Source organism: Tabrizicola flagellatus (assembly GCF_046295235.1).
GTDB lineage: Bacteria > Pseudomonadota > Alphaproteobacteria > Rhodobacterales > Rhodobacteraceae > Tabrizicola > Tabrizicola flagellata_A.
In genome coordinates this window covers 1-8,723 of sequence record NZ_JBKBLV010000066.1, presented here as the reverse complement: position 1 = coordinate 8,723, position 8,723 = coordinate 1, and the positions used below count along the sequence as shown (strand labels likewise).

Here is an 8,723-nt window from a genome sequence, read left to right as displayed (position 1 = left end):
CTGGAAGACAGCTCGCTTCGCGCCCGCAAGCTGACCGAGACGACCAAGCGCATGATCGGCTCGCCGTCCTATTTCCAGCGATTCGGCCGGCCGCAGAAGATCGACGACCTGAACGACCACAAGCTGCTGCACTATTCGAATCAGGCCAACGGCAATGTCTGGAAGATCACCGCGCCCTCGGGGGAAAAGCGGCAGGTCCGTTCCGTCGGCTGGCTGACGGTCAACGACGGGCAGAGCCTGCTGAACGCCGCGATCTCGGGCCTGGGCATCGCCTATCTGCCGTCGTTCCTTTACGCGGATGCCATGCGTCAGGGCCTGGTGGAAGAGGCGATTCCCGGCCTGCCGACCGAAGTGCTGGGCATCTACGCCGTCTATCCGCCGGGCCGGTTCACCCAGCCCAAGGTGCGCGCCTTCATCGACTTCCTGGCGCGGCGCTACGCCGACAAGGGGCCGGACAACTGGTAGGTACGGGCCAGGCGTCGTGAACTTGTAGTCGGTCCTCTCCCCCTCTGGGCCGACCGTCAGCGGGTCGAGGTGACAATCACCTCGACCCGTCTGTTTTTCTGCCGGCCTTCCTCGGTCTGGTTGGTGGCCCGCGGGGCGAGGAAGCCGACTCCATTCGCCGTCACGCGGGTACGGTCGACGCCATGCCGGGTGATGAGCGCATCGGCGACCGACCGCGCCCGCCGTTCGGACAGCGCGACATTGGCGGGCAGGCTGCCCGAGGCATCCGTATGGCCCACCAGCGCGATGGTCGCGTCGGGGTTGGCCTGAAGCCAGGCCGCAACGGCTGCCAGCGAGGCATAGTCGCCCTCGGCCAGGGCAGCCGCGCCGCTGGCAAAGACCAGATCGTCGAGGACGGCAAAGCCGACCTGGTCCAGGGCGCTGGCGATGGCAAGGGCATCGGCGGGCATGGGTTCGGATACGGGGGCGGCAGGCCCTTCCGGAATGGCGACCACGGCCGGTGCCGGGGGGACCGAAAGGGGCGCCTCGGTCACGCGGGTGATCTGCACATAGGCCGAGCTTGCGCTGCGACTGACGAGGATCGATATGGCATCCTTGCCCGAAATGGCCGACAGAAAGCGGAAATCGGCAAGGTCGACATGCATGTCCGGTTCGGGCAGGACATCGGTGCCGAACCGGAAGTCGAAGCCGCCACAGCGCCGCGCATCGCATTCGAAGATCACATCGTAGCCCGCGGCAATGACCTGGTCGCGCAGTGGCGCCATCACTGCCAGCGTGGTCATTCCCGGCGCGGCCAGGCGCAGGGCACGCTGGTCCAGCGCGCCCTCGACGATGCGCGACGGAACGGACGACCCGTCAAACCCGGCAGTGGGCAGGGCATAGCTGCCGGGGCTTTCGCTGCGGACTTCCTGGTCCAGTACTTCGGCCGGAAGCTCCAGCGTCAGGGCTGCGGCGGGCGGCGCCAGCGCGAGGATCAGGAGGAAGAGGATCGCCTTCGGCACTGCCCGGGTCGCTTTCCGCGATCATTTCATTCGGTAATGATACTGCCCCACGACGCCCATGCCAAGGCGGGCATAAAGCGCGCGGGCGGTGGTGTTCTGCCGGGTGACGACGAGGGACAGCCGGGTCGCGCCCTGTTCCGCCGCCCAGTTCGCCGCCGCATACAGGAGTGTCGCCCCGACACCCCGCCGGCGCTGGCCGGGGCGGACCTCCAGCGCATGCAGCATCGCCTCGGCACCGTGGCAGGCCACGAAGGCCACGCCGGCGGGGCGGTCTCCGTTGCGTGCAAGCAGTGCCGCCTTTGCCCCCGTGACCCGCTCCATCACCGCGATCCGGGCCGGGCCGATGCCGCCTTCGGCCCAGATCGAGCGGGCGATCTCCAGCGGTGGCCAGTGCGGGAAGGCGGCCAGCGGCGGAAGCTCGGCCTTCAGATCGGCAACCGGGGCGGCATAGGCGACCACCGGATCGACAACGCGCCAGCCCCGCGCCTCCAGGCAAGCGTCCAACGCGCTGTCCTCGGCCCGGACCAGCATCAGGGGTTCGGCCATTGCGGCCTCGGCGGCAGAAAGCTCGGCCTCGGTGAAGGTGCCGTCGCAACTGGCGGCCGAGACCCGCTTGCCCCCGCCCGCCCCGTCGCGCAACGTGAAGGGACCGACCTGCCAGCGCCGCAGCGGCGGCCAGGTCGCCTCCATCACCTCGGCCAGCAGCGCGGGCGTCATCCGAACAGCTGCGTCAGGCGGACCATCGCCGCATCGACCCGCGCCGGATCGGTGCCACGGATCACCAGGTTCGTGCCATGCGCGCCATTCTGGATGAAGGGGTAGGAGCCCATGGACAGGTCGGGAAACTCGGCTGCGAGCGCGGCGAAGGGGGCGGCGATCTCGCCCTCGCCGCGATCGACGCGCAGGGATTGCGACAAGAGTGGCGGCCCGCCGGTCAGCCGGGGCAGGACCGAGGCGACCATGGCCTGGAAGATGTTCGGCACGCCCGCCATCACATGTACGTTGCCGATGGTGAAGCCCGGCGCGGTGGAAACCGGGTTGTCGATCAGGGTGGCCCCGTCCGGGATGCGCGCCATGCGCTGCCGCGCCTCGTTGAAGGGAAGGCCCGCGCGGTCGTAATGCGCCTGCAAGAGCGCCATGGCATCGGCCCGGTGGCCGATCCTCGCGCCCATCGCCTCGGCCACGGCATCGGCGGTGATGTCGTCATGCGTGGGGCCGATGCCTCCGCTGGTGAACAGATGCGTATAACGGCCCGACAGCGCGCGCACGGCGGCCACGATGTCCTCGTGCACATCGGCGACGATGCGTGCCTCGCGCAGTGCGATGCCGATCCGGGTCAGTTCCCCGGCCAGGTAGTGCATGTTGGAATCGCGGGTTCGGCCCGACAGGATCTCGTCGCCGATCACCAGCATCGCCGCGGTCGGATTGGTCATCGCGCTTCCTCGCTGTTGCCGCTGCCGCAGGTATAGCCGCGCCGGGCGGGCTTTCAAACCCCGGCCTCTGGCCAATTCCCGTCGGTCGTCTTATGTAAGGGTCAAGGAGAGCCGGATGGACGACGTGCGCGCCAGGATCACCAAGGACGGCATCCGTATCTACGAGGATGCGGATTTCGCCGGCATGCGCACGGCGGGCCGGGTCGCGGCCGAGATCCTGGATGCGGTGGTGCCACTGGTGGTGCCGGGCGCCACGACAGGGGCGATCAACGATTTCATCACCGAAGAGATCAGGCGCCGCGGCGTGACCTCGGCCACCGTTGGCTACAAGGGTTACAAGCACGCCTCCTGCATCAGCGTGAACCATGTCGTCTGCCACGGGATTCCCGGCGCGCCGATCCCGATGAGCAAGTCCGAGACGATCTCGCGCGATCTGGAGAAGCGGCGCAAGGATGACATGCTGCGGGACGGCGACATCCTGAACATCGATGTCACCGTGATCGTGGACGGCTGGTATGGCGACACGAGCCGGATGTATGTGGCCGGCAAGCCCTCGCCCATGGCCGCGCGGCTGATCGAGGTCACGCACGAGGGCCTGATGCGCGGCATCGCGGCGGTGAAGCCCGGAAACACCTTCGGCGACATCGGCCACGCGATCCAGGCCTATGTCGAGGCGCAAAGGATGAGCGTGGTGCGCGACTTCTGCGGCCATGGTCTGGGACGGGTATTCCATGCGCCGCCGAACGTGCTGCACTACGGCCGCGCCGGGTCGGGGCCGGTGCTGGAGGAAGGCATGTTCTTCACCATCGAGCCGATGGTGAACCTCGGGAGGCCAGAGACCAATGTCCTGGCTGACGACTGGACTGCGGTCACCCGCGACAAGTCGCTGTCGGCGCAGTTCGAGCATTCGGTGGGGGTCACCGCCACGGGTTGCGAGATCTTCACCCTGTCCCCTGCGGGAAAGTTCCACCCGACCTGGGGCTGACCCTCAGGCACGCCTCCTCGTTCGCCTTCGGCTTCTCGTCGGTCGTGCCGTGCCCTGCGAGGAGCGACGAAGTCGCCGACGAGCTGTCGGTCTAGATCCCCGCGTACCATTCATAGCCCCGGTCGGCCCAATAGCTGCCGCGACCCCGGCCCAGGGCGGCAAGGCTGTCCACCAGTTCGATGCCATGGACATACTTCGCCATCTTGTAGCCAAGCTGCCGTTCGACCCGTAGCCGCAGCGGTGCCCCGTTCGCCACTGGCAGCGGCATGCCGTTCATGGCGTAGGCGAGGATGGTCTGCGGATGGAAGGCTTCGATCAGGTCGATCGATTCATAGTAGAAGATCTCGCCCGACAGCCCGCGCTCGATGGCGTCAAAACAGTGGAAGACGGCATAGCGCGCCGCCAGCTTCGGCCGGGCCAGCCGCAGCACCGTGCCCAGCGGCACACCCTGCCATCTGGCGATGCTGCTCCAGCCCTCGACGCAGTCGTGCCGGGTGATCTGCGTCCGTGACGGGAGCGCGGTCAGGGCGGCCAGCGACAGGCTTTGCGGTGCCTCGACCAGTCCGGTCACAGTCAGCCGATAGTCGGCAAAGCCGCTGGCGGCCATCCGGCGGTAGGCGGCGCCGGAGGGGTCGGTCGAGCCATTGGGGCGCTGACCCTGGCGGATGTCGGCCTCGGAGAACTCGGGCGCGAGACTGTCGCCGATCAATGCGCGCTGGGCGGCCCGGGTCAGGCCCTCGTGGCTGGCGAAGAGCGCGCGCAGGCGGCTGTCAGGGTCGGTCGCGCCGTCAAGGACCTTGCAGCCCGACAGCGCCAGCGCCGCGCCGCCCAGCAGGAACTGGCGTCGGTCAGTCATCCTTGCCTCCATCTGTGCGATACCAGCCGGTCAGGATCGACCGCATCTCGTTCACGGGTCCGGCCAGAAGGATCATCGCCATGTGCACGGCGAAAAAGCCCAGAAGCGCCAGCATGGTCAGGAAATGGATGGTCCGTGCGGTCTGCCGGCCGCCGAAGAGCTCGGGCAGCCAGGGCAGGGCGGCGGTGACGCCGGGCGACATGGACAGGCCGGTCAGGATCATCACCGGCAGGGCCAGGAACAGGACGAAGGCATAGGCGAGCTTCTGCAACACGCCATACTCTGCCGCGTGGTGGAACCGCAGCCGGGCATGGTCGGCGATGTCGCGCGGCAGGGCGCAGAGGTCGGCGCGGGTCGGGATCAGCTGGCGCAGATGCCCGTTCACCGCCGAGGCCACCAGCCAGAGGGCCAGCGTCCCCACCAGCACCCAGGCGAAGAAGAAATGGATCAGCCGCCCCGTGGCGAGGCTGGTCGTTGACGGGATGGTCAGCGCGGCCGGGAAGGCGCGGACCTCGCCCCGCGAGACGCCGAGGACCCCGGTCGTGTCGAACTCGGCCCCCAGGATCCGGGTCACGCCGCGCAGACCGGCCGGCGTCTCGACCGCGCCGATGGCCAGGATGGCGTTGTCGTAGTCGAAGCCCGATTCCCGCCCGATGTGCAGGCTGGGAAAGGCGTTGAAGATCTGCAGGCCCGTCAGCAGCAGGAAGAACAGGCTGACGGCCCAGACCCAATGCGCGATCCGGGTTGGCAGGCGGTGTCGGTAGATCAGCGGTCCGTGGGGCATCCGTGGCCTCTTTTCCGCTGAAGCAACGGGCCGCCGACGCAGAAGTTTCACCAACCCCGGCAAGACTGCGCTGATTGCATTTCCGCACGTCGGGGCTTATCTCGGGAAGCCAAAGCGAAGGGGCAGCAGGCGCGGCATGAACTGGATCACCAACTACGTCCGTCCGAAGATCAACTCGCTGTTCTCGCGCCGCGAGGTGCCCGAGAACCTGTGGACCAAATGCCCCGAATGCGGGACCATGCTGTTCCACCGCGAGCTTGCGGCGAACCTCAACGTCTGCGGCACCTGCGACCACCACATGACGATCAGCCCCCGCGCCCGCTTCGAGGCGCTGTTCGACGGCGGCATCTTCACCGAGGTCAAGGTGCCCGAGCCGGTGGTGGATCCGCTGCAATTCCGCGACCAGAAGAAATACACCGACCGGCTGAAGGCCGCGCAGAAGGCCAGCGGCGAGAAGGACGCGATGTTGGTCGCCGAGGGCGAGATCGGCCGCACCCCCATCGTCGCCGCCGCGCAGGACTTCAGCTTCATGGCCGGGTCGATGGGCATGTATGTCGGCAACGCGATCATCGCCGCCGCCGAACGCGCCGTGAAGCTGAAGCGGCCGCTGGTGCTGTTCTCGGCCAGCGGAGGGGCGCGGATGCAGGAGGGGATGCTCTCGCTCATGCAGATGCCGCGCACCACGGTCGCCGTGCAGATGCTGAAAGAGGCCAGGCTGCCCTATGTCGTCGTCCTGACTCATCCGACGACGGGCGGGGTCACGGCCAGCTATGCCATGCTGGGCGACGTGCAGATCGCCGAGCCCAACGCCCAGATCGGCTTTGCCGGCGCCCGGGTGATCGAACAGACGATCCGTGAAAAGCTGCCGGAAGGGTTCCAGCGCGCGGAATACCTGCTGGACCACGGGATGCTGGACCGGGTGGTGCATCGCAAGGCGATGAAGGATGAACTCGTCATCATGCTGCGGATGCTCATGGGTCTGTCGCCGGCGGTGAAGGGCGATCTCGCGCCCCCGGCCCCGGCAGCCGCCGAAACGGCGGGAAGCTGAGCCGCGCAATCCGCTTGGAGCCGGCGATTTCCGCGTTATGCTGGCACCAGTGCCGCATGGTCCGACCCCGGGACCGTGCCCGAGGAGAGACCCATGTCCCTGACGCTTGTGCAGTTCGACTTTCCCTTCGCCGGACCTTGGGGACAGGAGATGGCCGGAGCCTTCTCCGGTCTTGCGCAGGACATTGCCGCCGAACCGGGCCTTGTCTGGAAGATCTGGACCGAGAACCGCGACACGGGCCGGGCGGGCGGGATCTATCTCTTCTCTTCGCCCGAGGCGGCCAGGGCCTATCGCGAGAAGCACAGCGCCCGTCTTGCGGCCTTTGGCGTGACCGGCATCGTCGCGCACGAATTCGACGTGAACGACGACCTGTCGCAGATCACGCGCGCGCCGCTCTGACGGACCAGACCGACCGGACCATCATCCCATGACGCCCCAACCGGACGCCCGTTCCGACATCATCCTCGAACGGATGATGTCGCTGCACCCCAAGATCATCGACCTGACGCTCGATCGCGTCTATCGCCTGCTGGCCGCGCTCGGCCACCCCGAGACCCGTCTTCCCCCCGTGATCCACATCGCCGGCACCAACGGCAAGGGCTCGACCCAGGCGATGATCCGGGCGGGGCTCGAGGCGGGCGGCGACCGGGTGCATGCCTATACCTCGCCGCATCTCGCCCGGTTCCACGAACGCATCCGCCTGGCGGGAGAGCTGATCTCGGAACCCGCGCTGACCGCGCTTCTGGACGAATGCGTGGCGGCGAACGGCGGGGAAGAGATCACCTTCTTCGAGATCACCACCTGCGCGGCCTTCCTGGCCTTTGCCCGCACGCAGGCGGACTGGACGCTGCTGGAGGTCGGCCTTGGCGGGCGGCTCGATGCGACGAACGTGGTGGACCATCCGCGGCTGACGATCATCACGCCCGTGTCGATGGATCACGAGGCCTTCCTGGGCGATACGGTTTCGAAGATCGCCGGCGAAAAGGCCGGGATCATCAAGCGCGGTGTGCCGGTGATCGTCGGGCCGCAACACCCCGACGGGCTGGCTGTGATCGAGGCGCAGGCCGCGCGGCAGGGTGCTCCGGTCCTGGCGCATGGCCAGCACTGGCAGGCCTTCGAGGAGCGCGGTCGCCTGATCTATCAGGACGAGACCGGGCTTATGGACCTGCCGCTGCCGAACCTGCCGGGGCCGCACCAGATCCAGAACGCGGGCGCGGCGATCGCCGCCTTGCGCGCGCTTGGCCGGGACGAGGCCGCCTGCGAAGCCGCCGTCACCCGCGCCGTCTGGCCCGCCCGGATGCAGCGCCTGCGCCAGGGGCCGCTGGTGGACCTTGCGCCGCAGGTGGAGCTCTGGCTTGACGGGGGGCACAATCCGGCGGGGGGCGAGGCGGTGGCGGCAACCCTGGCGCGGATGCCCCGGCGCGAGACGCATCTGATCTGCGGCATGCTGAACACCAAGGACGTACTGGGCTACATGCGCCCGCTGGCCCCGCAGGTCGCGCGCCTGCATGCGGTGTCGATCCCCGGCGAGAAGAACACCCTCCCCGCCGAGGCAACCCGCGATGCGGCCCGCGCGGCCGGAATGGATGCGGTCACCTCTGGCTCGGTCGCCGAGGCGCTGGCCGGCATCGCCGCCACATCCCCCGAGGCGCGGGTGCTGATCTGCGGCTCGCTCTACCTGGCAGGAACGGTGCTGCGCGAGAACGGGTAAGGCTCGTCGATGACTTCGTCACTCCTCGCGGCGCTACCGACGAGGAGACGCAGCCGAACGAGGATGTCAGGTCCCATAGCGCGCAAGGAACATCTCGACCGCGCCATGCACCGTGCGGTGGACGAGATCGGGGGTGATGGTCTCGGCCAGGCCGAACATGAGCCGGTCATGGATCGTCGCCTTGCAGAGCTGCGCGAACTGGTCCGCGGCCAGGTCCAGGTCGTCGATCTTCAGCGCGCCGCTGGCGACGTAACAGCCCAGGTGATGCACCAGCCGGCTGTGGATCAGTCCGGGGCCGAAATCGTGGAACTGCCGGCCAAGCCCCGGAAAATGCTCGCCCTCGCCCACCACGATGCGGAACATGCGCTGGCCGAAATCCGACAGGTGGAAGGCCACGATCCGTTCCGCCGCGATGGTCAGCGCCACCTGCACCGGCACGT

At 68.1% G+C, this 8,723-nt stretch carries 11 protein-coding genes; 5 read left to right on the top strand and 6 right to left on the bottom strand.

Features of this window, described 5'->3' with window-relative positions; translation table 11 throughout:
* Positions 1-465: substrate binding domain-containing protein (locus ACK4IU_RS18000; RefSeq protein ID WP_409738037.1), on the top strand; the 465-nt coding region annotated here is incomplete at its 5' end.
* Positions 466-521: 56 nt separating this feature from the next.
* Here ACK4IU_RS18000 and ACK4IU_RS17995 read toward each other — a convergent pair.
* Genes ACK4IU_RS17995 through ACK4IU_RS17985 form a run of 3 tightly spaced genes read right to left on the bottom strand, consistent with a single transcriptional unit; the run spans position 522 to position 2,899 of the window.
* Positions 522-1,466: an OmpA family protein gene (locus tag ACK4IU_RS17995; RefSeq protein WP_409738034.1), complete on the bottom strand. Its 945-nt coding sequence runs from the start codon at positions 1,464-1,466 to the stop codon at positions 522-524.
* A gap of 21 nt (positions 1,467-1,487) precedes the next feature.
* A complete protein-coding gene (locus tag ACK4IU_RS17990) occupies positions 1,488-2,183 on the bottom strand; it encodes a GNAT family N-acetyltransferase (RefSeq protein WP_409738030.1) in 696 nt (231 codons plus the stop codon).
* Positions 2,180-2,899, bottom strand: a complete 720-nt coding sequence (locus tag ACK4IU_RS17985) for a competence/damage-inducible protein A (protein WP_409738027.1) — start codon at positions 2,897-2,899, stop codon at positions 2,180-2,182. The genes ACK4IU_RS17990 and ACK4IU_RS17985 overlap by 4 nt, the downstream gene beginning before the upstream one ends.
* Before the next feature lie 115 nt (positions 2,900-3,014).
* On the opposite strand from ACK4IU_RS17985, the gene map reads away from it, so the two are divergent.
* Positions 3,015-3,884, top strand: a complete 870-nt coding sequence (gene map, locus ACK4IU_RS17980) for a type I methionyl aminopeptidase (RefSeq protein WP_409738024.1) — start codon at positions 3,015-3,017, stop codon at positions 3,882-3,884.
* A gap of 91 nt (positions 3,885-3,975) precedes the next feature.
* On the opposite strand, the gene ACK4IU_RS17975 is transcribed toward map, so the two are convergent.
* Both ACK4IU_RS17975 and ACK4IU_RS17970 read right to left on the bottom strand, forming a co-directional pair.
* Positions 3,976-4,740 (bottom strand): molybdopterin-binding protein, encoded by a 765-nt coding sequence (locus ACK4IU_RS17975; RefSeq protein ID WP_409738021.1) that lies wholly within the window; start codon positions 4,738-4,740, stop codon positions 3,976-3,978.
* Positions 4,733-5,524 (bottom strand): cytochrome b/b6 domain-containing protein, encoded by a 792-nt coding sequence (locus ACK4IU_RS17970; protein ID WP_409738018.1) that lies wholly within the window; start codon positions 5,522-5,524, stop codon positions 4,733-4,735. The genes ACK4IU_RS17975 and ACK4IU_RS17970 overlap by 8 nt, the downstream gene beginning before the upstream one ends.
* A 136-nt stretch (positions 5,525-5,660) precedes the next feature.
* Here ACK4IU_RS17970 and accD point away from each other — a divergent pair, with 136 nt between their 5' ends.
* The 3 genes from accD (at position 5,661) to ACK4IU_RS17955 (ending at position 8,283) form a co-directional block, all read left to right on the top strand.
* Complete coding sequence (gene accD / locus ACK4IU_RS17965; protein ID WP_409738015.1) at positions 5,661-6,572, top strand: acetyl-CoA carboxylase, carboxyltransferase subunit beta; 912 nt, start codon at positions 5,661-5,663, stop codon at positions 6,570-6,572.
* Between the two features lie 93 nt (positions 6,573-6,665).
* Positions 6,666-6,971, top strand: a complete 306-nt coding sequence (locus tag ACK4IU_RS17960; protein WP_409738012.1) for a monooxygenase — start codon at positions 6,666-6,668, stop codon at positions 6,969-6,971.
* Positions 6,972-6,999: 28 nt separating this feature from the next.
* Complete coding sequence (locus ACK4IU_RS17955) at positions 7,000-8,283, top strand: bifunctional folylpolyglutamate synthase/dihydrofolate synthase (protein ID WP_409738009.1); 1,284 nt, start codon at positions 7,000-7,002, stop codon at positions 8,281-8,283.
* A 66-nt stretch (positions 8,284-8,349) separates the two neighbouring features.
* On the opposite strand, the gene ACK4IU_RS17950 is transcribed toward ACK4IU_RS17955, so the two are convergent.
* The coding region (locus ACK4IU_RS17950; protein WP_409738006.1) for a TetR/AcrR family transcriptional regulator C-terminal domain-containing protein at positions 8,350-8,723 on the bottom strand (374 nt) is incomplete at its 5' end.